The sequence below is a fragment of the Luteimonas flava genome (genome assembly GCF_036584485.1).
GTDB lineage: Bacteria > Pseudomonadota > Gammaproteobacteria > Xanthomonadales > Xanthomonadaceae > Luteimonas > Luteimonas flava.
On record NZ_JAZHBM010000001.1, the window covers coordinates 879,123 to 902,532 of the forward strand.

At 68.4% G+C, this 23,410-nt stretch carries 25 protein-coding genes, 1 tRNA gene, 1 other RNA gene and 1 riboswitch; of the genes, 15 read left to right on the forward strand and 12 right to left on the reverse strand.

Features of this window, described 5'->3' with window-relative positions; all coding sequences use genetic code 11:
• Positions 1-68 precede the first annotated feature (68 nt).
• Positions 69-1,298, reverse strand: coding sequence for a patatin-like phospholipase family protein (locus V3391_RS04240; protein ID WP_332077159.1), 1,230 nt, complete (start codon positions 1,296-1,298; stop codon positions 69-71).
• An 87-nt stretch (positions 1,299-1,385) separates the two neighbouring features.
• Here V3391_RS04240 and V3391_RS04245 point away from each other — a divergent pair, with 87 nt between their 5' ends.
• A complete protein-coding gene (locus V3391_RS04245) occupies positions 1,386-2,105 on the forward strand; it encodes a DUF8198 family protein (protein ID WP_332077160.1) in 720 nt (239 codons plus the stop codon).
• Position 2,106: 1 nt separating this feature from the next.
• Here the strand turns inward: V3391_RS04245 and V3391_RS04250 are convergent, their stop codons facing one another.
• Positions 2,107-2,379, reverse strand: coding sequence for a polyhydroxyalkanoic acid system family protein (locus V3391_RS04250; protein ID WP_332077161.1), 273 nt, complete (start codon positions 2,377-2,379; stop codon positions 2,107-2,109).
• 105 nt (positions 2,380-2,484) lie between these two features.
• On the opposite strand from V3391_RS04250, the gene V3391_RS04255 reads away from it, so the two are divergent.
• The gene (locus V3391_RS04255; RefSeq protein ID WP_332077163.1) at positions 2,485-3,288 is read left to right on the forward strand and encodes an FHA domain-containing protein; all 804 of its coding nucleotides are present in this window, start codon (positions 2,485-2,487) and stop codon (positions 3,286-3,288) included.
• A 96-nt stretch (positions 3,289-3,384) separates the two neighbouring features.
• Here V3391_RS04255 and V3391_RS04260 read toward each other — a convergent pair whose 3' ends face one another.
• Together V3391_RS04260 and msrP are read right to left on the reverse strand one after the other, a co-directional pair.
• Positions 3,385-4,074, reverse strand: a complete 690-nt coding sequence (locus tag V3391_RS04260) for a protein-methionine-sulfoxide reductase heme-binding subunit MsrQ (RefSeq protein ID WP_332077704.1) — start codon at positions 4,072-4,074, stop codon at positions 3,385-3,387.
• The gene (gene msrP / locus V3391_RS04265) at positions 4,071-5,039 is read right to left on the reverse strand and encodes a protein-methionine-sulfoxide reductase catalytic subunit MsrP (protein ID WP_332077164.1); all 969 of its coding nucleotides are present in this window, start codon (positions 5,037-5,039) and stop codon (positions 4,071-4,073) included. The genes V3391_RS04260 and msrP overlap by 4 nt, the downstream gene beginning before the upstream one ends.
• Before the next feature lie 132 nt (positions 5,040-5,171).
• On the opposite strand from msrP, the gene serC reads away from it, so the two are divergent.
• The 3 genes from serC to aroA are packed head-to-tail and all read left to right on the forward strand — an operon-like array spanning position 5,172 to position 8,753.
• On the forward strand, positions 5,172-6,272 hold the full coding sequence (serC, locus tag V3391_RS04270) for a phosphoserine transaminase (RefSeq protein ID WP_332077166.1): 1,101 nt from the start codon (positions 5,172-5,174) through the stop codon (positions 6,270-6,272).
• A complete protein-coding gene (gene pheA, locus V3391_RS04275) occupies positions 6,265-7,443 on the forward strand; it encodes a prephenate dehydratase (protein ID WP_332077168.1) in 1,179 nt (392 codons plus the stop codon). The genes serC and pheA overlap by 8 nt, the downstream gene beginning before the upstream one ends.
• The gene (gene aroA, locus V3391_RS04280) at positions 7,440-8,753 is read left to right on the forward strand and encodes a 3-phosphoshikimate 1-carboxyvinyltransferase (protein WP_332077170.1); all 1,314 of its coding nucleotides are present in this window, start codon (positions 7,440-7,442) and stop codon (positions 8,751-8,753) included. The genes pheA and aroA overlap by 4 nt, the downstream gene beginning before the upstream one ends.
• Before the next feature lie 169 nt (positions 8,754-8,922).
• On the opposite strand, the gene V3391_RS04285 is transcribed toward aroA, so the two are convergent.
• Together V3391_RS04285 and V3391_RS04290 are read right to left on the reverse strand one after the other, a co-directional pair.
• Entirely contained in the window at positions 8,923-9,459 is a 537-nt protein-coding gene (locus V3391_RS04285; protein WP_332077172.1) for an energy transducer TonB, read from the reverse strand.
• Positions 9,460-9,541: 82 nt separating this feature from the next.
• Positions 9,542-10,216 carry an energy transducer TonB gene (locus V3391_RS04290; RefSeq protein WP_332077173.1) on the reverse strand — a complete coding sequence of 225 codons (675 nt, stop codon included), beginning with the start codon at positions 10,214-10,216 and terminating at the stop codon, positions 9,542-9,544.
• Positions 10,217-10,353: 137 nt separating this feature from the next.
• Here V3391_RS04290 and serS point away from each other — a divergent pair, with 137 nt between their 5' ends.
• The 4 genes from serS (at position 10,354) to V3391_RS04310 (ending at position 13,638) form a co-directional block, all read left to right on the forward strand.
• Entirely contained in the window at positions 10,354-11,634 is a 1,281-nt protein-coding gene (gene serS, locus V3391_RS04295; protein ID WP_332077174.1) for a serine--tRNA ligase, read from the forward strand.
• A 123-nt stretch (positions 11,635-11,757) separates the two neighbouring features.
• Entirely contained in the window at positions 11,758-12,759 is a 1,002-nt protein-coding gene (locus V3391_RS04300) for a LysR family transcriptional regulator (RefSeq protein WP_232135567.1), read from the forward strand.
• 97 nt (positions 12,760-12,856) lie between these two features.
• Positions 12,857-12,946, forward strand: a tRNA-Ser gene (locus V3391_RS04305).
• 182 nt (positions 12,947-13,128) lie between these two features.
• Positions 13,129-13,638 carry a hypothetical protein gene (locus V3391_RS04310; RefSeq protein WP_332077175.1) on the forward strand — a complete coding sequence of 170 codons (510 nt, stop codon included), beginning with the start codon at positions 13,129-13,131 and terminating at the stop codon, positions 13,636-13,638.
• 55 nt (positions 13,639-13,693) lie between these two features.
• Here V3391_RS04310 and V3391_RS04315 read toward each other — a convergent pair whose 3' ends face one another.
• Both V3391_RS04315 and mntP read right to left on the reverse strand, forming a co-directional pair.
• Complete coding sequence (locus V3391_RS04315; protein ID WP_332077176.1) at positions 13,694-14,191, reverse strand: hypothetical protein; 498 nt, start codon at positions 14,189-14,191, stop codon at positions 13,694-13,696.
• Positions 14,192-14,265: 74 nt separating this feature from the next.
• Entirely contained in the window at positions 14,266-14,859 is a 594-nt protein-coding gene (gene mntP, locus V3391_RS04320; protein WP_332077177.1) for a manganese efflux pump MntP, read from the reverse strand.
• 16 nt (positions 14,860-14,875) lie between these two features.
• Positions 14,876-15,040, reverse strand: a riboswitch (yybP-ykoY riboswitch).
• A 200-nt stretch (positions 15,041-15,240) separates the two neighbouring features.
• Between mntP and ssrA the strand changes: the two genes are divergently transcribed.
• Positions 15,241-15,594: a transfer-messenger RNA gene (gene ssrA, locus V3391_RS04325) on the forward strand.
• A gap of 113 nt (positions 15,595-15,707) precedes the next feature.
• The gene (locus V3391_RS04330; RefSeq protein WP_332077178.1) at positions 15,708-17,867 is read left to right on the forward strand and encodes a CHASE domain-containing protein; all 2,160 of its coding nucleotides are present in this window, start codon (positions 15,708-15,710) and stop codon (positions 17,865-17,867) included.
• A 36-nt stretch (positions 17,868-17,903) separates the two neighbouring features.
• Here the strand turns inward: V3391_RS04330 and smpB are convergent, their stop codons facing one another.
• Positions 17,904-18,404: an SsrA-binding protein SmpB gene (gene smpB, locus V3391_RS04335; RefSeq protein ID WP_159681861.1), complete on the reverse strand. Its 501-nt coding sequence runs from the start codon at positions 18,402-18,404 to the stop codon at positions 17,904-17,906.
• Positions 18,405-18,442: 38 nt separating this feature from the next.
• On the opposite strand from smpB, the gene V3391_RS04340 reads away from it, so the two are divergent.
• Together V3391_RS04340 and V3391_RS04345 are read left to right on the forward strand one after the other, a co-directional pair.
• The gene (locus tag V3391_RS04340; RefSeq protein WP_332077179.1) at positions 18,443-18,877 is read left to right on the forward strand and encodes a type II toxin-antitoxin system RatA family toxin; all 435 of its coding nucleotides are present in this window, start codon (positions 18,443-18,445) and stop codon (positions 18,875-18,877) included.
• Positions 18,874-19,152, forward strand: a complete 279-nt coding sequence (locus V3391_RS04345) for an RnfH family protein (RefSeq protein ID WP_332077181.1) — start codon at positions 18,874-18,876, stop codon at positions 19,150-19,152. Before V3391_RS04340 ends, V3391_RS04345 begins: the two co-directional genes overlap by 4 nt.
• A 20-nt stretch (positions 19,153-19,172) precedes the next feature.
• Here the strand turns inward: V3391_RS04345 and V3391_RS04350 are convergent, their stop codons facing one another.
• Positions 19,173-19,559, reverse strand: a complete 387-nt coding sequence (locus V3391_RS04350; RefSeq protein ID WP_332077182.1) for an outer membrane protein assembly factor BamE — start codon at positions 19,557-19,559, stop codon at positions 19,173-19,175.
• A 133-nt stretch (positions 19,560-19,692) separates the two neighbouring features.
• Here V3391_RS04350 and fur point away from each other — a divergent pair, with 133 nt between their 5' ends.
• A complete protein-coding gene (gene fur, locus V3391_RS04355; RefSeq protein WP_232115395.1) occupies positions 19,693-20,097 on the forward strand; it encodes a ferric iron uptake transcriptional regulator in 405 nt (134 codons plus the stop codon).
• Positions 20,098-20,133: 36 nt separating this feature from the next.
• Here fur and V3391_RS04360 read toward each other — a convergent pair whose 3' ends face one another.
• Together V3391_RS04360 and recN are read right to left on the reverse strand one after the other, a co-directional pair.
• The gene (locus tag V3391_RS04360; RefSeq protein WP_332077183.1) at positions 20,134-20,529 is read right to left on the reverse strand and encodes a GFA family protein; all 396 of its coding nucleotides are present in this window, start codon (positions 20,527-20,529) and stop codon (positions 20,134-20,136) included.
• Between the two features lie 4 nt (positions 20,530-20,533).
• Positions 20,534-22,201, reverse strand: a complete 1,668-nt coding sequence (gene recN, locus V3391_RS04365; protein WP_332077184.1) for a DNA repair protein RecN — start codon at positions 22,199-22,201, stop codon at positions 20,534-20,536.
• 146 nt (positions 22,202-22,347) lie between these two features.
• Between recN and hrcA the strand changes: the two genes are divergently transcribed.
• Positions 22,348-23,388 carry a heat-inducible transcriptional repressor HrcA gene (gene hrcA, locus V3391_RS04370; protein ID WP_332077185.1) on the forward strand — a complete coding sequence of 347 codons (1,041 nt, stop codon included), beginning with the start codon at positions 22,348-22,350 and terminating at the stop codon, positions 23,386-23,388.
• Positions 23,389-23,410: the final 22 nt, after the last annotated feature.

The window sequence follows — 23,410 nt, forward strand, 5'->3', positions numbered from 1 at the left end:
TGTCTCCGGACGTGGTGGACAGGACGATCGCAGCCTCATGCGGCGATCTGGAGGTTTCGCACCAGCGCTCAGCGCGGTGGCATGTCGATCAGGCGTTCGACATCGTCGAGCGCGCGGTGCAGGCGTGCGGTGGTTTCGGTGCGTCGCGTACGCCGCGGCGGCAGGCCGTCGAGCAAGGTGCGGTCGACGTCGGCGAGGATCTCCGGGCGCAGTCCGATGCCGTGCGCGCCGAGGACCGGTTCGAGTTCGGCCGCGCGGTTGCGCAGGTCGTCCAGCGTCTGCCGGTACCCGAGTGCGCACACGCGATGGCGCGTGGAGAAGCTGAAGGCGTTGAGAAAGAACAGTTCCGAGGCGCCGTCGCCGGGCTCGAACACCAGTTGGTCGACATCCGGATACTGCTGCGCGTACTTCGCCAGCCCAACCTGCATGCGCGATTGCAGCAGGGTGCGGAAGGTCTGCGACAGCACCGCCGGCAGGCCGCCATCGGTCAACGGCCGGCTGCGGCGCTTGCGCCGCGCAGTACCCGCCGGGCGATCGGTGTAGGGCACCAGCGGGTTGAGCCCCAGCATCAGATCGATGTCGCGCTCCAGCAGCACGGACGCATGCATCGTGCGGCGCAGTGCGCCATCGACGTAGTCGCGGCCGCCGATGCGCACCGGCGGATACAGGCCGGGCAGGGCGGCGCTGGCCTGCACGGCGCGCGAGATCGGTACCGCTGCCAGATCGCCGCTGCCGAACAGCGCAGCTTCGCCGCTGTCGAGATCGACCGCGACCACATGCAACGCCGCGTCGAGCGCGCGGAAATCGTTGCTGCGGCCGCGACGCGAGAACACCTCGGCGAGGAAACGCTCGACGCCGCGGTTGTCGAACACACCGGTCGGCACCGCGCCGCCGAACAGCGCAGCGCGCGTGGCGCCGGGCAGCAGGCCGCGGCTCCAGTCCATCGCCAGGCGCGGCAGGCCGGCGATGCGGCGCGCGTACTCGCCGAAGGCCGGACGCAGGAAGTCTTCGGCGCGGAATTCCAGATCGTCGCTGTCGCCGGTGATGAAGGCGCGGCACATCTCCTCGACATCGAGCCGGTTGGCCAGGCCCGCAGCGAGAAACGCGCCGCTGCTGATGCCCACGTAGCTGTCGAGCCGGGTCAGGTCGAGACCGTCGAGCGCCTCGTCGAGCGCACGCAGCGCGCCGAGTTCGTACATGCCGCCGATCGGGCCGCCGCCGGCGATGGCCAGGCCGATCTTCGGCGCGCGGGTCGAGGCGCGGGTGCGACGGTGCCGGGCGGGATGCAACGACAGCATGGCGAGGCCTGCAGGAGGGTCCGACCGAGTCTAGCCAGCCGGTGTTGAAGGATTGCTCCAGACGCCGCCAGCGTCGAAGATGCGCCGATGACGGCATCCGACATTTCCGCCCGCCTCGCGCGACGGCTGGCGTGGCACCAGGCCCTGCATGATCCGGATTACGATCCGCGCGCCCGCTCGCACTGGCTGGCCGAACTGCGGCGCTGGCAGGCCGCGCGCCTGCGCGTGAGCTTCGCGCATTTCCTCGAAGACCCGACGCGCGCACCGGCCGCCACCTTTTTCCTCGGCGACGTTTACGGCGATCGCGACTTCACCCGGCGCGATGCCGACATCGCCCGCATCCTGCCGACGATGCGCCGGTTGCTGCCTGCGCGCCTGCTGGAGACGGTGGCCGATGCGATCGAACTCGGCGCGTTGAGCCAGGCGCTGGATCTGCACATGGTCGAGGCCCTGCAACGCTTGGCGCCGCGGCGCCGCAAGCTCGACGATGCGCTCTACGCCGAGGCCTACCGGGACGTCGGCCGCGCGGGGCTGCGCAAGCGTCAGGTGCGGTTGATCGGCCGCGTGGGCCGCGGCTTCGGCAAGGCCTTGAAGATGCGCGGCGTGTCCGCGCTGCTGGCGTTCTCGCGCGGCCCGGCCCGGCTCGCGGGACTCACCGAACTGCAGGGCTTTCTGGAACGCGGCTACGGCGCGTTCGAGGCGCTGGGCGATCCGGACGCGTTCGTCGCCGAGATCGAGCGCGACGAAGGCGAGGTGTCGCGGCGTCTGTTCGCCGGACACCTCGCGCCGTACGCGCTCGACGACTAGCTCAGAACTTCTCGGACAGCACCCGGCGGATCTCGGCCTCGATCGGGCCCTGCATCGCCGACAGCAGGAATCCGAGCTTCGCGGTCACGTGCAGGCTCTGCGGCAGCAGCGCGATCGCGCCGTCGACGCCCGAGCGGCTGAAGTTCAGCGTGTCGCCGTCCCAGCCGTACTTCATGTCGAAGCGCTCGGAGAGCTTCTTGGCGACCGCTTCGACCGCGGTGCGGGCCTTGGCCGGCGACAGCGAGTGGGGATGGGTGATGTCGATACCAGCCATGCGAGGCTCCGCGGGTTGTCGTGGACGCGCATTGTGCTTCGCTGGGGCGCCGTGACCAAGTGACGGCGCGTGCAGCCGCGCAGCCTCGTGCTAGATTGCCGCCGCATGACTGCGCTCAAGCTGCGATTCCCCACACCCGACGAACCCGAACTGCCGCTCGACATCGGCGTGCACGGCATCGGCCGTGGGCGCGCCGGCGCACTGGCGCCGGTGGCCGACGGCGGCGAGCCGAGCGTGCGCTTCTGCGTCGATCGGCGCGGCGTGTGGCTCACGGTCAGCGAGGGCGTGCAGGGCGTGCACGTCAACGGCCGCCAGGTGCGGCGCATGGCGATGCTGCGGACGGGTGACGCGATCTTCGTCGACGGCCACGAGCTGCGGCTGGTGTCGACAGCGCCTGTCTCGGCGATCGCGCCGGCGCACGATTCCGACGATGCGGGCGGCGGCGATGCCGATCCCCGCATCGTGCTGCGCGGTGTCGGTGGTCGCTATCACGGCCGCAGTTTCACGCTCGACCGGCCGCGTCTGGTCGGCCGTCATGCCGAAGCCGACATCCGCATCGACGAACCGGGGTTCTCCGATCGCCATGCGCGCCTGGAACGCGTCGGTGGCTTCGTGCGGTTGACCGATCTGGGTTCCGCCGACGGCAGCGTGGTCAATGGCGAACCGACGCGCGACGCGGTGCTGCAGGCCGGTGACCAGGTCGTCTTCGACGCGCACCATCGTTTCGTCGTCGAAGCGCCCGCGCGCGCCGGCCACAGCGCCGGTTACGACCGTGCCCCCGAACCGCAGGCGCTCGTGGACGATTCACCGCAGCGGCGTGGCGGCGGACTGCCGCTGCCGTGGCTGTTGCTGGCGGCAGTGGTGCTGGCGGGCCTGCTCAGCGCACTGCTGCTGTTCGGCGCGGCCTGATTCCTGGAACACGGAGGACCGGCATGGGCAGTTTCAGCATCTGGCACTGGCTGATCATCCTCGGCGTACTGGCGGTGCCGGTCTTCGTGGTCGGTGTCATCGTCTGGGCGTTGCGACGCGGGCGCCGTCAGCGCTAGCCAAGCGCCGCTTCTGCACCGCCTTCCACACCCGCCAGCCCAGCAGCACCGCGAGAATGCCCGCGTACAGCGCAGGCTCGCGCCAGTCCGATTTCACGATCCACCAGAAATGCAGCACGGCGAGCGCGGCGATCGGATAGATCGCCTTGTGCAGCTGCCCCCACTTGCGACCTAGGCGCCGCATCCAGCCCTTGGTCGACGTCACCGCGAGGGGCACCAGCAGCAGCCACGCGAGGAAGCCCACGGTGATGAACGGGCGCCGCGCGATCTCAGTCGCGACCTGCGACAGATCGCCGACCAGATCCAGCGCCAGCCACACGCCGAAGTGCAGGCTGGCGTAGACGAACGCATACAGGCCGAGCATGCGCCGGAACCGAAGCGCCGCCGTCCAGCCGGTGATCTGACGCAGGGGCGTGATCGCCAGCGTGATCAGCAGCAGACGCAGCGCGCCGATCCCGAGCTCGTGTTCGATCGCGACCACCGGCTCGGCGCCGAGTACGTCAACGTTCGCGCCGCCCAGTACCTGCCACACGCGCCAGCCCAGCCACGCCAGCGGCGCCAGACAGATCAGATGCACCAGCGTCTTGGCGGCGATGATCGCCGGCGGTGTCGCCGGTCGGGCCGGGCGAACCGCCGGTGCGGCCTTCAGTACCACTTGCGCAGATCCATGCCCGAGTAAAGCGACGCCACCTGGTCGGCGTAGCCATTGAACGGCCGCGTGTCGATACGGTTGGCGAGCAGGCGGTTGCCGCTGCCGGCGATACGCCGCTCGGTCTTCTGGCTCCAGCGCGGATGGTCGACCGCCGGATTGACGTTGCTGAAGAAGCCGTATTCCGACGGCTGCAGATCGTTCCACGCGGTGCTGGGCATGCGTTCGACGAAGCGGATGCCGACGATCGACTTGATGCTCTTGAAACCGTACTTCCACGGCACGACCAGCCGCAACGGCGCGCCGTTCTGCTGCGGCAGCGTCTCGCCGTAGAGGCCGGTGGCGAGGAAGGCCAGCGGGTGCATGGCCTCGTCGATGCGCAAGCCTTCGCGGTAGGGCCAGTTGATAGAGCGGAACCGCAGGCCGGGCATCTGCTCGCGATCGGCCAGCGTGGTGAACGCGACGTACTTCGCGTTGGCATTGGGTTCGAACTTGCGCAGCACCGAGGCCAGCGGCACGCCGCTCCACGGAATCACCATCGACCAGCCCTCGACGCAGCGCAGCCGGTAGATACGCTCCTCGTTGGCCACGCCGCCCAGCAGGTCCTCGAACGACACGCGCCCGGGCTTGGCGCACTCGCCGCCGACCTCGACCGTCCACGGCGAGGTGCGCAGCGTCTTGGCCGCGCGCGACGGATCGCCCTTGCCGGTGCCGAACTCGTAGAAGTTGTTGTAGCTGGTGATGTCCTCGAAGCGCGTCAGCGGCTCGTCGGTGCGGAACCCGCTGCGCGCCTGCGCGGGGGTGACACGCGTGGTGGAGGCCGGCGGCGGCTCGGCTTCGGCGCACCCCGCGAGGGTGAGCGCGGGCGCCGCTGCCATCAGGGCCAGCAGGCGTCGCCGGTCGCGATAGACGGCCTCGTCGGTGACTTCGGACGCCCGGATCCGCAACGCATCGCGCAATGACATGTGGGACTCCTCGGCGCGGCGCGCCTGCTGTGGACCAGTGACATACGTTGCCAGCGCAACCATCGGATGCACGTCAAACTGTTGCGCTGCGGCATACTTGCCGGCCCCGAAATCCGTTCCGTGGAGTGTTCAATGGCGCGTGCGTACAACTTTGCCCCGGGACCAGCGGCCCTGCCTGAAAGCGTGCTGAAACAGGCGCAGGCGGACATGCTGGAGTGGGGCGATGCCGGCGCGTCGATCGTCGAGATGAGCCACCGCGGACCGGAGTTCATGGAGGTCGCCACACGCGCCGAATCCGATCTTCGCACGCTGCTGGGTGTACCCGATGACTACGCCGTGCTGTTCCTCCCGGGCGGCGCGACGACGGCCCAGGCGCTGCTGCCGCTGAACTTCGCGAACCAGGGCGACACGGTCGATTACGTCGTCACCGGCCACTGGGGCAAGACCGCGCTCAAGCAGCTCACCCCGGCGGTGTCGGTGAACATCGCCGCGAGCGGCGAGGGCGACGGGTACCGCAAGATTCCTGCGCGCGATACCTGGCGGCTGACGCCGGGCGCGGCCTATGTGCACATCACCGCGAACGAGACCATCCACGGCGTCGAGTACCGGCCGGCCTGGGGCGAAACCGCGCCCGACACCGGTGACGTGCCGTTGTTCGCCGATTTCAGTTCCAGCATCGCGTCCGAGCCGATCGACATCTCGCGTTACGGCGTGATCTACGCCGGCGCGCAGAAGAATCTCGGGCCCGTCGGCATCTCGGTCGTCATCGTGCGCCGCGACCTGCTCGAGCGCGCCGGGATGCCACGCGCCGACATCTTCAATTACGGCTCGCAGCTCGCCAACGACTCGATGCTCAACACGCCGCCGACCTGGAACTGGTACGTGGCCGGTCTCGTATTCCGTTGGATGATCGACGAAGGCGGCACGGTGGAGTTCAACCGCCGCAGCGACGAGAAGGCGGCGCTGCTCTACGGCGCGATCGACGGCTCGGGCGGCTTCTATCGCAACGACATCGATGCGGCCGTGCGCTCGCGCATGAACGTGCCGTTCTTCCTCGCCGACGAAGCCCGCAATGCCGCGTTCCTCGACGGCGCGCGCGAGGCCGGCCTGATCGGTCTCAAGGGCCACCGCGTGCTCGGCGGCATGCGCGCGTCCATCTACAACGCGATGCCGGTCGACGGCGTCCGCAGCCTCGTTGCCTACATGCAGGATTTCCAGAAGACCCATGGCTGATTCGAAGAAGAAGACCCCGGTGGCCGCACAGGCGAAGAAGCCGGCGGCTGCGAAGGTGGACGCGGTGAAGGCCGCCGCCACCGCAGGTGTCGCCAAGCCCGATCTCGATGCGGTACGCGCGCAGATCGACGGCATCGACCGCCAGATCCAGACGCTGATCGCCGAGCGCGCGCAGTTCGCGCGCCAGGTCGGCAAGGCGAAGGGCAAGCTCGCCGCCGCAGTCGACTATTACCGGCCCGAGCGCGAAGCGCAGGTGCTGCGCCGTGTCGTGGACCGCAACGACGGGCCGCTGTCGGATACCGAACTCGTGCGCCTGTTCCGCGAGATCATGTCCGCGTGCCTCGCCCAGCAGGAACCGCTGAAGATCGGCTACCTCGGGCCTGAAGGCACGTTCTCGCAGCAGGCCGTGCACAAGCAGTTCGGCCATTCGGCCAAGGGCCTGCCGCTGGCCAGCATCGAGGAAGTGTTCGACGAGGTCGCTGCCGGCAATGCCGATTTCGGCGTGGTGCCGGTCGAGAATTCGGGGCAGGGCACGATCCAGTCGACGCTCGACATGTTCCTGACCTCGCCGCTGAAGATCTGCGGCGAAGTGGAACTGCGCGTGCACCAGTACCTGCTGTCGCGCACCGGTCGCATCGAGGACATCGAGCGCGTGTATTCGCACGGCCTGTCGCTGGCGCAGTGCAAGCAGTGGCTGCGCGAGAACCTGCCGGGCGTCGAAAAGCACGCGGTGGTCAGCAATGCAGAGGCCGTGCGGCGGGCGAAGAAATCCGACGACGCGGCGGCGATCGCCGGCGAGAACGCCGCGCACGTCTACGGCATGCAGGTACTCGCCGGTCCGATCGAGGATCGCAGCGACAACACCACGCGCTTTCTGGTGATCGGCCGCGGCGCGTTCCCGACCTCGGGCAACGACCGCACGTCGCTGATGGTCTTCATCCGCGACCAGCCGGGCGCGCTGTACCGCATTCTCGAGCCACTGGCGCGTCGTGACATCAGCATGAACCGCATCGAATCGCGCCCCGCGCATGGTGCGCTGTGGCAGTACGCGTTCTTCATCGAGGTCAACGGCCACGTCGACGAATCGCCGCTCAAGGACGCGCTGGGCGAGATCGACGCGTTCGCCGGCGAGGTCCGCGTACTCGGTTCCTACCCGGTCGCCGTGCCGTGAGCGAGGCGTCGTGGATCGCGGCGCCGGGTGCGCCGCTGCGTGGTGAAGTGCGGGTGCCGGGCGACAAATCGGTCTCGCATCGCGCGATCATGCTGGCCGCACTCGCCGACGGCACGTCGCGCATCGAAGGTTTTCTCGAAGGCGAGGACGCGCGCGCGACCGAAGCGATCTTCCGCAGCCTGGGTGTCGCGATCGACACGCCGGCGCCGGGTATGCGCGTCGTCCACGGCGTCGGCATCGACGGCCTGCGCGCGGCTGAAGGTCCGCTCGACTGTGGCAACGCGGGCACCGGCATGCGTCTGATCGCCGGTCTGCTCGCGGGCCAGGCCTTCGACAGCACGCTGGTCGGTGATGCCTCGCTGTCGAAGCGCCCGATGCGCCGCGTTACCGAGCCGCTGGCGCAGATGGGCGCGCGCATCGACACCGGCGACGGCGGCGTGCCGCCGCTGCACGTGCACGGCGGCACGCCGCTGACCGGCATCAAATTCGACAACGTGCTCGCCAGCGCGCAGGTGAAATCCTGCCTGCTGCTGGCGGGTCTCTACGCCGACGGCGACACCGTCGTGCACGAACCTCGGCCGACCCGCGATTACACCGAGCGCATGCTCGCCGCGTTCGGCTGGCCGATCGAGTTCGCGCCGGGCATCGCGCGCCTCAGCGGCGGGCATCGCCTGCATGCAACGGACGTACGCGTACCGGCGGACTTCTCGTCGGCCGCGTTCTTCCTCGTCGCCGCGTCGATCGTCCCCGGTTCCGATCTGCTGCTGCGCCGTGTCGGCATGAATCCGCGGCGTACCGGCCTGCTGCACGTACTGCGCCTGATGGGCGCGGACATCGTCGAATCCGGAGCGGGCGAGGAGGGTGGCGAGCCGGTGGCCGATCTGCGCGTGCGTCATGCACCGCTGCACGGCATCGACGTGCCTGAGGCGCACGTGCCGGACATGATCGACGAATTCCCGGCGCTGTTCATTGCCGCGGCCTGTGCCTCGGGCGTGACACGGGTGACCGGCGCGCACGAACTGCGGGTCAAGGAGTCGGACCGCATCGCGACAATGGCCGCAGGCCTGCGCGCGCTCGACGTCGAGATCGAGGAAGCGCCAGATGGCGCGACGATCACCGGCCGCGCGGATGGCGTCGGTGGCGGTCGCGTCGACAGCCATGGCGACCACCGCATCGCGATGTCGTTCGCGATCGCCGGTCAGCGCTCGCGCGGCGAGGTCGTCATCGGCGACACCGCGAATGTCGCGACCTCGTTTCCGGGGTTCCTGGAGCTGGCGCAGACTGTCGGCTTCTCGCTGCGCAGCGGCTGACGCCCGAATCGAGCAGGGCTTCTGTGGGAGCGCGCTTGCGCGCGATGGGCGGCGCAGAGTCACCAGTCGCGCGCACGCGCGCTTCCTCAGGTTCCGAATCGTCCAAAGAACAACGCCCGCATCCGGAAGATGCGGGCGTTGCGTTTTCAGCGCGTATCGGACTGCGTGATCAGCCTGCGTCCTGCAGCGTGAACTCGATCGGCACGCGGACCGCGCTCGCGGTGGGCTTGCCGCCCTTGATCGCCGGTTCGAACTTCCAGTCGCGCACCGCCTGCTGCGCGGCGCGATCGAGGTCGCGTGAACCGCTGCGCTTCTCGACGGTCACGTCCGTGGCGTTGCCGTTCGCGTCCACCTGCACCAGCAGGATCAGCGACCCTTCTTCGCGGCTGCGCGCGGCGGCCGGCGGGTACGGGATTTCCGGCTGCGCGACCGGGCGGGCTTCGCGATCGGCGGGGCGGGCGGGCGTCGTGTCGGCGCGTGGCGTGGTGCGGGTCGCAGGCTCTCGTTCGGCGGGCGGCGCGGCCGGGTCGTCGATGACCGGCGTCGGCGGCAACTCGGGCGTGTCGGTGGTGCCGCGCTGGGTCAGCGCATACCAGCCGAGTGCGACGAGCACCACGAGCAACAGGATCCACACGAGCGGGCTGGAACCCTTGCGCGGCGGTTCCTGCGGCGGCGGATCGATGGGACGCTGCACCGGGTCGTTCATGGCCGCACCTCCTTACCTGAATGGGTGCGGCGAGCTTCCCACGCAGGATGTGGACGCGATGTGCAGTGCGAAAGCGCCGTGCTCAGCCGCCTTCGGGCGCGAACGAGAACGGAATCCGCAGCTCGCCGGCGACCGGCTGGCCATCTCGCATCGCCGGTTCGAATCGCCAGCGACGCACTGCGGAGACGGCCGCGCGATCGAGACGTCGATGCTGGCTGCTGCTGACGACGTCGACGCCCTCGACGCGACCATCCGCGCCGACCTGGACCCGCAACAGCACATCCCCACGCTCGCCACGCCGCATCGATGCCCGCGGGTATTCGGGCTGCTGGGTGGAGACGGGGCGCGGCACGCTGCTCGGCAGATCGGCGGCCGCGGTCGTGACCGGCGGGGCGGGCGCCTGGTCCAGAGGCGCTGCGACAGGTGCGGGCGGCGGCGCGGTCTGCGGCACGTGCGCATCGATGCGTACCGGCGTGCGCGTGTCCTGCGGACTGGCGTAATCGAAACCCCGATCGGTGCTGCCGGCGGCGGGCAACGGCGCCGGTAGGGGCGTCATCGCGCGGTCGCCGGCGACTGCCGGAATGTCTTCGCCATCGCCACCGGCATCCGTCGACGGACGCGCCAGCCACAGCAGCGCGAACAGCAGCAGACCGGCGACGCAGCCCCCGGCCACGAACCACCACGCACGCCCGCTCGGCATCACGTCGCGCAGCGTACGGCGCAAGCGGACGGACAAGGGCGGGGACGAAGCGGGCATGGCGGGCTCCTCGACGTGGCGCCGCATTCTTGCACACGCCTTCGCGCCGACTGTTCGGCGCGCAGACGCAGCGGGCGCGTCCCGCAGGAATCCGGGCGATAATGCGGATTCCGTTATCGATAAGCCGAAGCCCCGCCATGCTCGATCCCAGCCTTCTGCGCCAGCACGTCACCGATACCGCCGCGCGCCTGCGCGAGACCCGCGGGTTCGAGCTGCCGGTGTCGCGGATCGAATCGCTGGAAGCCGAACGCAAGCAGATCCAGGTGCGCACGCAGGAACTGCAGAACCTGCGCAACACGCGCAGCAAAGCGATCGGCCAGGCCAAGGCCAGGGGCGAGGACGTCGCGCCGTTGCTGGCCGAGGTTGCGGGGTTCGGTGATGAATTGAAGGCCAGCGAAGCGCGTCTGGTCGAGATCCAGGCCGACATCGAGGCGATCGTGCTCGGGGTGCCGAACCTGCCCGATGCCGGCGTGCCGGTGGGCCGCGACGAATCCGACAACGTCGAAGCCTCGCGCTGGGGCACGCCGCGCACGTTCGACTTCGAAGTCCGCGACCACGTCGCGCTCGGCGAGCGCCATGGGTGGCTCGATGCCGAGACAGCAGCCAAGCTCAGCGGCGCGCGCTTCACCGTGCTGCGCGGCAAGCTCGCGCGCCTGCATCGCGCACTTGCGCAGTTCATGCTCGATCTGCACACCAACGAGCATGGCTACGAAGAAACCAGCGTGCCGCTGATCGTCAACGCCGACACGATGCGCGGCACCGGCCAGTTGCCGAAGTTCGAAGACGACCTGTTCGCAACGCTGTTCGGCGACGAGACGCGGTATCTGATTCCGACCGCCGAAGTGCCGTTGACCAACATCGTGCGCGACACGATCGTCGAGGCCGATCGCCTGCCGCTGCGCATGAGCGCGCATTCGCTGTGCTTCCGCTCCGAGGCCGGCAGCCACGGCCGCGACACGCGCGGCATGATCCGCCAGCACCAGTTTGAAAAGGTCGAGATGGTGTCGATCGTGCGCCCCGAGGACAGCGACACCGAGCTCGAGCGCATGACGCGCTGCGCCGAAACCGTGCTCGAACGGCTCGGCCTGCCGTACCGCAAGCTGCTGTTGTGCACCGGCGACATGGGCTTCGCCGCGCGCCGTACCTACGATCTCGAAGTCTGGCTGCCGTCGCAGGAGACCTATCGGGAAATCTCGTCGTGCTCGAACACCGGCGACTTCCAAGCGCGGCGCATGCAGGCGCGCTGGCGCAATCCCGAGACCGGTAAGCCGGAACCCGTGCACACGCTCAACGGGTCGGGCCTCGCGGTCGGTCGCACGCTGATCGCGGTGATGGAGAACTACCAACAGGCGGACGGTTCGATCGAGGTCCCCGAGGCGCTGCGGCCGTACATGGGCGGCCTGTCGCGGATCGACTGATGCCGCTGCGCCTGCTTCGGCGTCCTATCTGGAACGAATGGCAGCGATAGACGCTGTCTGTTGCGAAATTGGAATAAAGGTGATGGAATATCGGGGATTGTTCTGATAGCGAGGTTCCCCCACATGCAGGATCTCAACGATCTGTACTACTTCGCGATGGTCGTCGAGCACGGTGGCTTCGCGGCTGCCGAACGTGCGCTCGGCATTCCGAAATCGCGTCTGAGCCGCCGCATCAGCCAGCTTGAAACCGAGCTCGGCGTGCGTCTGTTGCAGCGTTCCACGCGTCGCTTCGCGGTCACCGATGTCGGCCAGAGCGTGTTCCGCCATGCGCAGTCGATGCTCGCCGAGGCGACCGCCGCGCGTGAGGTGGTCGACCGCCTCAGCGCCGAGCCGCGCGGACTCGTCCGCGTCAGCGTGCCCGTGAGCATCGCCCAGCAGTCGATTCCGCAGATGCTGCCGGAGTTCCTCGCGCGCTATCCGCAGGTGCGCGTGCAGCTGCACGTCAGCAACCGCCGCGTCGACGTCATCAACGAGGGTTTCGACGTCGCGGTACGCGTGCGTTCCAAGCTCGACGATGACGGCAGCCTGGTGATGCGCAGCTTTGGCCAGATCCAGGAACTGCTGGTCGCCAGCCCGGGTTATCTCGATCGCATGGGCCGCCCGAAGGATCCCGACGAGCTCGACCAGCACACCACGATGAGCATGGGCGAGGACGAGGTGAAGCAGCGCTGGGACCTGCAGGCCAACGATGGCACCACGCGCCGCGTGGAGCTCAAGCCGCGCGTCGCCGGCTTCGATTTCCCGATGCTGATGGCGCTGGCCAAGCAGGGCCTCGGCATCACGATGCTGCCCGAAACCCTGTGCGCCGAGGCCGTGCGCAACGGCGAACTCGAAGTCGTACTGCCCGACTGGCACCTGCCGCAGGGCATCGCGCACGCCGTGTTCGCCTCGCGTCGCGGCCTGCTGCCGGCGGTGCGCGTCTTCATCGACTTCCTCGCCGAGAAGTTGCCGCCGCTGATCGAGGCCTCCAGCCTCGATTGCCGCAACTGCGAGAAGAAGCCGATGCCCGGCGCCATCCCGCCCCCGCGTATCTCCACCGCCGCGGTGCGTGCGACAATGGCGTGATCGCGCCACGCCACGCGATCACGCGTGGCGTTTGCTTCGACGTTTGACGGCGAGCCGTAATCGCGTCAGCGGCGCAAGTGATGAAGCGGGACACATCGGAGAGATGGCCGAGTGGTTTAAGGCAGCGGTCTTGAAAACCGCCGAAGGGTCAAACCTTCCGTGGGTTCGAATCCCACTCTCTCCGCCAATCTCGTCCCGCGCTGCACACGCGATGTTGCTGCAGCTGCATCTCGCGACCCGTCTGGCCTCTTCCCATGTTCCGTTTGTTGCCGCCACGCGGTGACGGTAGCTGCTGTTTCGCCAATCGGCGCTTGTGTTCTGCCGCCGCCGGAATGCGCACAGGACAATCTGCACCTCGGGAGGAGCGACATGAAGCGCACAAGATCAGTGTGGATCGCGATCGCCGTGATGGGTGCGATCGGAGCAGGTGTCGCCTGGAACGAGGTGCGCCGTGGATACGATGCCGCGCGTGCATCGCATACATCGCCGGTCGCGGCGCCATCCAGCCCGCCGGCCGGGTCATCCGCGTCGACGGGCGCATCGCCACCCACCCTGAATTCGCAGCCGCCCGTTACAGGCGTCGATCAAAGCCGGACTGTGTCAGCAGAGCAGGGCGCCTCTCCCACGAACACGAAGCGCCTGCTCGCACGCGCGCTGGTGCTCGACCATCTGCGCAATCCCGCCACGGCCGAGTTTCGACACGAGCGGGTCCTGCAGAACGGCGAGATCGTCTGCATGGAGGTCAATTCGAAGGATGGCTTCGGCGGTGATGTCGGCTATACGCAGGCCGTGGTGATTTCGCGGCCCGGCGTCGCGCCGATCGTCTGGGTCGACGACACGCGCCAGCACGTCGCGCGCGCTGCGTGCGAAACGGCGTAGTCATAGCTGGATCCGAAGAGCCCGCCGAAGCTGGCTGCCGTGCCGATCGCTGCCCTCAGCTTATCGCAGCCGGGTCGCCGTACGGCAAATGCAGCGCGCCCGCGTCGCGCAGTGCGGCCTCGGCACCTGCCAGCGTGTCGCCCGCGCCATCGATCACCACCAGCACGCGACCTGCTTCGATCTCGCCTTCGAATTTCTGGCGGATCGGATCGGGCAGGGAGGCGCCGACCAGTGACGATGCCCAGGTGCCGACTGCCGCGCCGCCCAGGGTCGTCAACGCGACACCGGCGAGTGTCAGCCCGAGCGGCGGCACTGCGACTGCGACCAGTCCTGCCAGCAGACCCGTCGCGCCGCCGATGCCGGCACCGCGGACGGCGGCATGCTCGAAATCGGTCGGCGCTTCCTTCTGGTGTTCGGGCATCGCGTCGAGCTCGACATCACCGCGCGCGATGAGCGAGATGTCGTCTTCGGCGATACCCGCTTCACGTGCGGCACGGACCGCTGTTTCGGCAGCTTGCAGGGACGGCGTGCTGTAGACGCGACGGACTTTCATGCTCGGCTCCGTGCCTGGCTGGCGTGGCGCGAGCATCGGTCCGTGCGCGTCAGGCGACCGTGAATCGGCTGCAGTCAGCCGATCCCGATACCGCCCGCCTTGCCCGACAGGTGCTCGTACAGGATCACGCTGCCGATGACGATCAGGATCAGGCCGCCGACGATTTCCGCGCGTTTGCCAACGATCGCGCCGAGTGCGCGGCCGAGCATGATCCCCGTCGTCACCATGACCAGCGTGCAGACGCCGATGACGGTCGCAACCAGTAGGATGTTGACGTCGAGAAAGGCGAGGCCCACGCCGACCGCCATCGCGTCGATGCTGGTGGCGAAGCCGGTCGCGGCGAGATTCCAGAACCCGTGTGGGCGTGCGTCGCCTTCGGCATCGTCGGGCGCATCCTTGCGGAGGCCGGCGAACACCATGCGGATGCCGAGCGCGCCGAGCAGCACGAATGCGATCCAGTGATCCCAGGCGGTGACGTAGGAGGCCGCCGCAAGGCCGAGCGCCCAGCCGATCAGCGGCGTCACGCCTTCGATGACGCCGAAGATCGCGCCTGCGCGCAGCGCTTCCGGAAAACGGGGGTGTTGCATCGCCGCGCCCTTGCCGATGGCGGCGGCGAATGCATCGGTGGACATGGCGAAGCCGATCAGGACGATCGATAGAAAGGACATGCGGGAACTGCTTCGGGTCGGGCGGAGACGATGCACGGCACGCCGGCGCGCCCAACCTCCGTAGCGCCGATGCACCGCTGGTCTCGCCTACCTGGACTGGTTGCCTGCACCACGATCATGCGGATCGAGTGTGTTGATACAGGCGCTTCCGCGATGCGGAAGCCGGCTACTCCCCAAGGGGACGCGCATGCTATCAGCGCGTCTGACACAACGCACACGTATAGCCGATGACATGATCGCGAGGGTCGCCGGACGTGCGTTGCATGCAGAGATTACGGCGCGCAAGGCGCAGGTGAACCGGAAGCGCGCCGCACCGTGTCCGTGCTTGAGATACGCCGCATCGGCTCTATACTGGCCGGGTCAGAGCGACTTCTGACTCCCGGGGGTGCCCAGGCTTCGACGGGGGTTGCGAAATTGCCTGGTGCATGCCGAGGGGGCGACTTTCCTCGTTAATCCAGTAGCAAACTTTTAGTTGCCAACGACGACAACTACGCTCTCGCCGCTTAAGGCGTAAGCCCCGAACCTACTTGTGCCCGTGCTCGTAGATGTAGGGTCATTATCACGGAACCGGCTGTGATGGCTGCCTGTCAGTCACGGCTTAACCAAAGCAGGCTGGTCCTGGGGTGCGCTTCGCACACCGTGCTGCCACAGGGCGAGATCCAACGGTGAGCTAAGCATGTAGTACCGGGGATGGAGTGCCTTCGGACGCGGGTTCGATTCCCGCCACCTCCACCATATGTCGAGAAACCGGGCCTTCGGGCCCGGTTTTTTTTGTTCGATGCGCGTGCGCTCGTTATGCTGTCGTGATGGCCGCGTCCACGCCACATCCGCCCGTCCCGCCCACACGTGTGCAGTCCGCCTGGCGGCTGCGCCGGAGTCATGTGCTCGCCGGTCTCGTATTGCTGGGCTCGCTGTTGATGGTGGCGCTGTATGCGCGAGGCGCCGGGGAGCGCGAGCGCCGGCTGGCGGAGGCGAGTTTCATCGCCGATGCCGACCAGTTGGCCGAAACCGTGCGCCAGCGCCTGCTGCAGTACGAGCTCAGCATCCGGGGCGGCGTGGCGCTGCACAGCGCAGCGGTGGAAACGCCGACCGCGCGGCAGTGGCGCGGCTATGTCGAAGGTCTGGATATCCGCCGCCAGCTGCCCGGCATGATGGGGATCGGCTACGTGGCCTATCTCGATCCGCGCTCGCTGGCCGAACTGCAGTTGCGTCAGCGTGCGGCGGGCGAGGGCCTGTTCTCGGTGACGCCGCGCGGCGTGCGACCGCATTACGGCGCGATCCTCTATTTTGAGCCCGAGATCGACTCAAGTCGACTCGCCATTGGCTACGACCAGTACAGCGATCCGACCCGCCGCGCCGCGATGGACGCGGCGCGCGACAGCGGCGAAGTGCGGTTGAGTGCGCCGGTGCGCCTGCGCCAGTACGGGCGCGAGGGGCAGGCGGGTGTACTGCTGTTCGCGGCGGTGTATCGCACCGCGCGGCTGCCGGTGTCGCAGGTCGGTCGCGAGAACGCACTGGTGGGCTGGGTATACGCGCCGTTCCGCACCGCGGAGTTCATCGACCGCTCGATGATCGCCGTGGACCGCAATCTGGCGTTCCGCATCGTCGACGTCAGCAATGGCGCGGAGACGCCGCTGCTGGCCTCCAAGGGCTGGGTCGACGACCCGTCGGGCGATACCCGCGTGCTGCACACCGTGACCCAGCAGCTTTACGGCCGCAGCTGGCGCTACGACTTCCAGCACGTCGGCCCGCTCACGTCCGCCGGCATGCGCGAACTGCAGGCCACGCTCATCGCAGGCGTGGTCGCATCGCTGTTGCTGTTCGCGGTGGTGATGACGCTGGCGCAGACCCAGTCCCGCGCCGAGACGCTCGCGCACCGGCTCAGCGATTCGTACCGGCGCAGCGAACAACGTTTCCGCAATGCGATGCAGTACTCGGCGATCGGCATGGTGCTGCTCGATCGCAACGGGGTGATTCTCGAAAGCAATCCGGCGATGGCCGAGATCGCCGGCGTCAGCCAAGCGACGTTGAACGGCACGCTGATGGGGAGCTCCTTCGCGGATGCGCATGACGACGTCACGCGCACGCAGGAGATGCAGGCCCTGCGCGAAGGCGTACATCGCAGCACGCGCAGGCTGCGACGCCACGATGGCGACATCCGCGAGGTGCATCTGGCCTCGACCCTCATGCCCGGCGACGACGGCAGCGACGTCGCGCGGCTGGTGCAGGTCGACGACGTGACCGAGCGCCTGCGTGCGGAGGCGCAGGTGCATGCGCTCAACCGGACGCTGGAGTCACGCGTCGAACAGCGCACGCGCGAACTCACCCAGGCCAATCACGAGCTCGAATCCTTCGCCTACATCGTCTCGCACGACCTGCGTGCGCCGCTGCGCAGCATCGACGGGTTCGGCCGCATCCTCGCCGAGCGCTACCACGCGATCATCGATGCACAGGGGCAGGATTACCTGGCGCGCGTGCGCAACGCGGCTTCGCGCATGGATGAGCTGATCGATGCACTGCTGAGGATGTCGCGGATCAGCCGCGGCGAGTTCAAGCGTGCGCCGCTCGACCTCACGCGCATGGCGGGTGATGTGCTGTCGGAACTGCGGCAGACCGAACCCGACCGCGAGGTCGCGGTGCGCATCGCGCCGGGCCTGCAGGCCGACGGCGATCCCGCGCTGGTGCGCAACCTGCTCGAGAACCTGCTGGGCAACGCCTGGAAGTTCACCGCGAACACCGCACGCGCGACGATCGAGTTCGGCGTCGAGCCGGGTGGCGTGTTCTACGTCGCCGATAACGGGGCAGGGTTCAATGCCGATTACGCCGGCAAGCTGTTCCGCCCGTTCCAGCGTCTGCATCGCGACGACGAGTTCAAGGGCCATGGCGTGGGTCTGGCCTCGGTGCGGCGCATTGTCGAGCGCCATGGCGGCACGATCGACGCCACCGGACGACCCGATGGCGGTGCGACGTTCCGCTTCACGCTGGCGTCGGTCGCGCAGCGACGCTGATCAGTCGCGCGTCGTCATGCGCGCGACTTCGAGGGATCAGGCGTTCTTGTTGTGCGCCCGCATCGCGCGCTGCTTGTCGCGCGCCCAGTCGCGATCCCGCGCGACGTCGCGCTTGTCGTGGCTCTGCTTGCCCTTTGCCAGCACCACCTCGGCCTTGACCTTGTTGCCCTTCCAATACAGCGCGGTGGGCACCACGGTGTAGCCGTCGCGTTGTACGCGGCCGATCAGCGTGTCGATCTCGCGCCGGTGCAACAGCAGCTTGCGCGTGCGATGCGGATCGGCGATCACGTGCGACGAGGCCTGGCTGAGCGGCGTGATCTGCGCGCCGATCAGGAACAGCTCGTTGTGCAGCACCATCGCGTAGCTCTCGCCGATGATCGCGCGGCCCGCGCGGATCGCCTTCAGCTCCCAGCCCTGCAACGCCAGGCCCGCTTCGAAGCGGTCTTCGAAGTAGTACTCGTGGCGCGCGCGCTTGTTCAGCGCGATGGTGCCCGTGCTGTTTGCCTTATCCTTGTCCTTGCCGCTCTTCTTGCTCATCCGTCCATTGTCCCTGAAGCAGGTCCCCCAGGCGAGTCATGCCCAAGATCGAACGTAGTGCCCTCGTCGGGCAGCCCGCCGAGCGCATGTACGCGCTGGTCAACGATGTCGCCGCCTATCCCCGCCGCTTCGCCTGGTGCGATGCCGCGGAGATCCAAGAGGCGACCCAATCGCGCATGGTCGCGCGTCTGGATCTGGGCCTCGGTGCACTGCGCACCTGGTTCACGACCGAGAATACGTTGTCGCCGCCCGACACCATCGACATGCAGCTGCGCGACGGTCCATTCAAGTCGCTGCACGGCCGCTGGACCTTCCGGACGCTCGGCGACGGCGCCTGCAAGGTTACGCTGCTGCTCGAATTCGAGCCCAAGAGCCGCTTGATGCTGCCCGCGCTCACGCTCGGGTTCAAAGGCCTCGCCGACCGCATGGTCGACGATTTCGTACGGGTGGCCGAACACGAGACCGCTGCGTGAAAGCGGTACGCGTGGTCCGGGCCCGGCCCGGGCACCACGATGACTGGACGCTGCATCTGGAAGACGCGACGACCGTCGCCGATGCGATCGACGTCATGCGCCGGACCGCACCGACCGCGCTGGATGCGGTCGCCGGCTATGCGGTGTTCGGAGTGCGGGTGCAGCTTGCGACGCTGCTGCGAGACGGCGATCGGCTGGAATTGCTCGAAGCGCTGCAGGCCGATCCGAAGGATGCGCGTCGACGACGCGCGGCGGCGAGTCGCGGCGAAGGCTGAGCCTGCGGGCCAGCGACCGCTCAGCGGCGCTGGTTGCCCTTCTCGCGCGGCAGGTTGCCGAACTTGCGCATCTCGGCCGCCAGTTCCTCGTCGCGCTTCGGGAAGTACTCGCCTTCCCAGCGTGCGAGCTGGTCGTTCTCGAAGAACAGGGTGAAGTTCTTCACTTCGGTCCGGCCACGACGGTCCACGCGCTGCGAGGCGGTGTAGTCCCAACGCTGGTGGTGGAAGGGGTCGGCGATCGACGGCGTGCCCAGCAGCGCCTCGACCTGCGCCTTGCCCATGCCGACCTGCAGCTGCTCGACCGCAGCGCCGTCGATCAGGTTGCCCTGGTAGATCGGCTGCTTGTACAGCAGGCCGCAACCACTGATGGCGAGGGCGAGAACCGGAACGAGAAGAAGCTTGTGCATGTCGTGGGTGACGGCCTGGAATGACCGGCCGATGATACACTGCGGGCCACGCCGCAACCGCGATCCAGGCAGCTGGCGTTCAACCGCCAGTGGTATGCCGGCCCGTTTTTCGTCGGCCCGTCCGGAGACACTCATGGAATCGCTCGACCTGCGCAAGGCCGGCCTGAAAGTCACCCATCCGCGGATGCGGATCCTGCAGTTGCTCGAGCAGCGCACGCCGCGCCAGCACCTGACCGCTGAAGCCATCTACCGCCAGCTGCTGGAGCAGGGCGACGAGATCGGCCTGGCCACCGTCTACCGCGTCCTGACCCAGTTCGAGGCCGCCGGTCTCGTGCTCAAGCACAACTTCGAAGGCGGCCACGCCGTCTATGAACTCGACCGAGGTGGCCACCACGACCACATGGTCGACGTGGACAGCGGCAAGATCATCGAGTTCGAGAGCGCCGAGATCGAGGAACTGCAGCGGCAGATCGCCGACCAGTACGGCTACATCCTCGAAGAGCACTCGCTGGTGCTCTACGTCCGCAAGAAGCGCTGACGCATCCCGGGCCGGCCGCCGCTCCGTGTGCGGTGGTCAGTATTCGTGGCGTATGTCGTCGTCGAGCGTCAGCCAGGCGTGCATGCGTTCTTCGTAATACGAGACGTCCGGCGCGGGAAATGCGGGATCGGCGAACGCGCCGACCGGAATCGCGACCAGGTCGGGCATCGCGTCCACGACGTAGAACACCGTCGATCCGCACTGCGGGCAGAACGATGCGCGCATGCGACCGCCGCTGTCGCCGATACGTATGTATTCGCCGTGCGTGCCGTGCACCTGCGTGGCCGCAGCCGGGAACCGTGCCTGCACGCCGAACGCGCTGCCGGTGCGACGCTGGCAGTCCAGGCAATGGCAGACGGATACGCGCACCGGCGCGCCGGACACGTCGATCCGCAACTGACCGCAGGCGCAACGGGCCGTGCGCGGGTCCATCGCGTCAGACCATGCCCTGCAGCAGCTTGCGGGCCGCGGCCCGCGCTTCCTTGCTGACGTCGACGCCGCCGAGCATGCGTGCGAGTTCCTCGGTGCGCTCGCCGGTATCGAGCAGGCTGACCCGGCTTTCGGTCGCGCCCTCGGCGCTGGATTTGTGCACGCGGTAATGCGTGTGGCCCTTCGAGGCCACCTGCGGCAGATGGGTCACGCACAGCACCTGACGGCTTTCGCCAAGTGCACGCAGCTTGCGGCCGACGATGTCGGCAACCGCGCCGCCGATGCCCGAATCGACTTCGTCGAACACCATCGTCGGCACGGCGTCGTGGCCGAGCGCGGCGACTTCGATCGCCAGCGAGATGCGTGACAGTTCGCCGCCGGACGCGACTTTGCGCAGCGCACGCGGCGGCTGACCGGCGTTGGCCGACACCATGAATTCCACGCGCTCGGCGCCCTGTGGATCGGGCCGCGTGGTCTCGACCGGTTCGATCGCGACCTCGAACACGCCGCCGCCCATGCCCAGCTCGTGGATCAATGCAGTGGTCGCGCTCGACAGCGCCTTGGCCGCCTTGCGGCGCGCTGCGCCGAGACGATCGGCGGCGGTGCGCCAGCGGCCCATCGCGGCTTCGATCTCGCCGTCGAGTTGCTTGAGGCGTTCGCCGGCGCCGTCGAGCTGATCGCGTTCGCCGGCGAGGCGCGTCTGCACGTCGATGAGTTCTTCCGGCGTCACCCGATGCTTGCGCGCGAGTTCGTGCAGGCGGCCGAGGCGCTGTTCCAGCGTCTCCAACTGCTCGGGATCGATGTCCAGATCGTCGCGGACCTGGCCCAGCAGCAATGTGGCCTCGTCGAGCTGGATCGCGGCGGCGTCGAGCATCGCGTCGACCTCGCCGAGTCGCGGTTCGTGCGCGCGCATCCGCGCCAGATCGTGCCGCAGCGCCTGCAGCGCCTGCGGCAGTCCGAGATCGTCGTCGCCGCGCATGCGCTCGAGCGCCGCATCGCAGGTCTGGATCAGGCCGGCGGCGTTCGCGTGCCGGCGATGGCTGGCGAACAGATCGGCTACCGCGTCGGCGGCGAGCGCTTCGCCGTCGAGTTCGTCGAGCTGGTGCTGCAGCCAGTCGCGGCGCTCGGCGACATCGCCGATGCCGACCAGCGCATCGCGCTCGTCGTGCAGTGCGCGCCAGGTCTGCGCGGTCGCACGCACTTCGGCGAGCAGCGCACCATTGCCGGCCTGCGCATCGAGCAGCGCGAGCTGGCTGCCGCGGGCGAGCAGGGCCTGGTGTTCGTGCTGGCCGTGGATCTCGACCAGATGACCGGCCAGTTCGCCGAGCTGGGTGATCGTGGCCGGCCGGCCGTTGATCCAGGCGCGCGAGCCGCCATCGGCGCGCAGCGTGCGGCGCAACTGGCAGGTGTCACCATCATCGAGTTCATGTTCGCGCAGCCAGCGCAGCGCGGGCGCGGCATCGTCGAGCGTGAACTCCGCATGCAGTTCGGCGCGCTCGGCGCCATGGCGCACGATGCCGCTGTCGGCGCGTTGGCCCGACAGGAAGCCCAGCGCATCGACCAGCAGGGATTTGCCGGCGCCGGTTTCGCCGGAGATGACGGTCAGGCCGGCGCCGAACTCCAGATCCGACTGGCTGGCGACGGCGAAATTGCGGATGGCGAGATGGGTCAGCATGGGTGCGGATTGTGCCTTGAGGCGTTGCGGGCGAGTAGATCGGCGAGAGGATCTGCATTCGACGGTGCGCTGAATACCGCGCGTCCGTCTCACGGCCGGAGAATGCGGCGCTTGCATCGCCCACAGGCGCACCGTATACCGCCCGCATGTCATCCGATCCCCGCCATCCGCTCGATCCGCGCGCCAGGCAGCTGTTGCGCACGCTGATCTCGCGGCACATCCAGGACGGCGGTCCGGTCGGATCGCAGACCCTGGCCCGGCATGCGGGCCTCGACGTCAGCGCGGCGACGATCCGCAACATCCTGTCGGATCTGGAAGACGCCGGTTTGCTGGCCTCGCCGCACACCTCCGCCGGGCGCGTGCCGACCGCGCAGGGCTACCGCGTGTTCGTCGATTCGCTGCTGCAGGTCAAGCCGTTGCGCGCGCAGGAGATGGAGCGGCTGCGCGGGGAACTGGGCGGCGGCGGGCAGCAGTCGCTGCTCGGCAGCGCGTCGGAACTGGTGTCGGCGATGACCCACTTCGTCGGCGTGGTGTCCGTGCCGCGACGCGAGCAACTGGCCTTCCGGCACATCGACTTCGTGGCGCTCGATGGCCAACGGGTCATGGCGATCATCATCTTCGCCGACCATGAAGTGCAGAACCGCATCCTCCAGACCCGCCGCAGCTTCGAGCCCGCGGAGCTGGAACGCGTGGCCAACTATCTCAACCAGCAGTACGCCGGGCGCCCGCTGGGCGACATCCGCGCGGCGCTGGTGGAGGAGTTGCGCAACGCCCGCGACGAGATGGAAGCGCTGCTGTCGCAGACCATGGAACTCGCCGAACAGGCGCTGGTGCCCGGCGACGACGACATGCTGCTGGCCGGACAGAACCGGCTGATCGGCGTGCAGGACCTGTCCGATCTCGACCGCCTGCGCGAACTGTTCGAGGCCTTCGCCCGCAAGCGAGAGATCCTGCAGCTGCTCGAACGCACGATCCGTGCGCCGGGCGTGCGCATCTTCATCGGCGAGGAGACCGGCCTGGCGCCGCTGGAAGGCATGTCGCTGGTGACCGCGCCCTATGGCGCCGGGGGCCGCACGCTGGGCGTGCTGGGCGTGATCGGGCCGACGCGCATGGCCTACGAGCGGGTGATCCCGGTGGTGCAGGCGACCGCGGCCGTGCTCGGCGCGGCGCTGCAGCCTGAACCTTGAATCGCCGAGGGGCGGCCCCATA

Excerpts from the sequence above, each read along its gene's own strand:
- V3391_RS04360 (WP_332077183.1), bottom strand. The coding sequence starts at position 20,529 with ATGGACCCGCGCACGGCCCGTTGCGCCTGCGGTCAGTTGCGGATCGAC.
- pheA (WP_332077168.1), top strand. The coding sequence starts at position 6,265 with ATGGCTGATTCGAAGAAGAAGACCCCGGTGGCCGCACAGGCGAAGAAG.
- V3391_RS04285 (WP_332077172.1), bottom strand. The coding sequence starts at position 9,459 with ATGAACGACCCGGTGCAGCGTCCCATCGATCCGCCGCCGCAGGAACCG.
- V3391_RS04240 (WP_332077159.1), bottom strand. The coding sequence starts at position 1,298 with ATGCTGTCGTTGCATCCCGCCCGGCACCGTCGCACCCGCGCCTCGACC.
- V3391_RS04300 (WP_232135567.1), top strand. The coding sequence starts at position 11,758 with ATGCAGGATCTCAACGATCTGTACTACTTCGCGATGGTCGTCGAGCAC.
- serS (WP_332077174.1), top strand. The coding sequence starts at position 10,354 with ATGCTCGATCCCAGCCTTCTGCGCCAGCACGTCACCGATACCGCCGCG.
- V3391_RS04310 (WP_332077175.1), top strand. The coding sequence starts at position 13,129 with ATGAAGCGCACAAGATCAGTGTGGATCGCGATCGCCGTGATGGGTGCG.
- V3391_RS04250 (WP_332077161.1), bottom strand. The coding sequence starts at position 2,379 with ATGGCTGGTATCGACATCACCCATCCCCACTCGCTGTCGCCGGCCAAG.
- recN (WP_332077184.1), bottom strand. The coding sequence starts at position 22,201 with ATGCTGACCCATCTCGCCATCCGCAATTTCGCCGTCGCCAGCCAGTCG.
- V3391_RS04350 (WP_332077182.1), bottom strand. The coding sequence starts at position 19,559 with ATGCACAAGCTTCTTCTCGTTCCGGTTCTCGCCCTCGCCATCAGTGGT.
- V3391_RS04255 (WP_332077163.1), top strand. The coding sequence starts at position 2,485 with ATGACTGCGCTCAAGCTGCGATTCCCCACACCCGACGAACCCGAACTG.
- V3391_RS04245 (WP_332077160.1), top strand. The coding sequence starts at position 1,386 with ATGACGGCATCCGACATTTCCGCCCGCCTCGCGCGACGGCTGGCGTGG.
- V3391_RS04290 (WP_332077173.1), bottom strand. The coding sequence starts at position 10,216 with ATGCCCGCTTCGTCCCCGCCCTTGTCCGTCCGCTTGCGCCGTACGCTG.
- V3391_RS04315 (WP_332077176.1), bottom strand. The coding sequence starts at position 14,191 with ATGAAAGTCCGTCGCGTCTACAGCACGCCGTCCCTGCAAGCTGCCGAA.
- V3391_RS04340 (WP_332077179.1), top strand. The coding sequence starts at position 18,443 with ATGCCCAAGATCGAACGTAGTGCCCTCGTCGGGCAGCCCGCCGAGCGC.
- mntP (WP_332077177.1), bottom strand. The coding sequence starts at position 14,859 with ATGTCCTTTCTATCGATCGTCCTGATCGGCTTCGCCATGTCCACCGAT.
- hrcA (WP_332077185.1), top strand. The coding sequence starts at position 22,348 with ATGTCATCCGATCCCCGCCATCCGCTCGATCCGCGCGCCAGGCAGCTG.
- msrP (WP_332077164.1), bottom strand. The coding sequence starts at position 5,039 with ATGTCATTGCGCGATGCGTTGCGGATCCGGGCGTCCGAAGTCACCGAC.
- serC (WP_332077166.1), top strand. The coding sequence starts at position 5,172 with ATGGCGCGTGCGTACAACTTTGCCCCGGGACCAGCGGCCCTGCCTGAA.
- smpB (WP_159681861.1), bottom strand. The coding sequence starts at position 18,404 with ATGAGCAAGAAGAGCGGCAAGGACAAGGATAAGGCAAACAGCACGGGC.
- fur (WP_232115395.1), top strand. The coding sequence starts at position 19,693 with ATGGAATCGCTCGACCTGCGCAAGGCCGGCCTGAAAGTCACCCATCCG.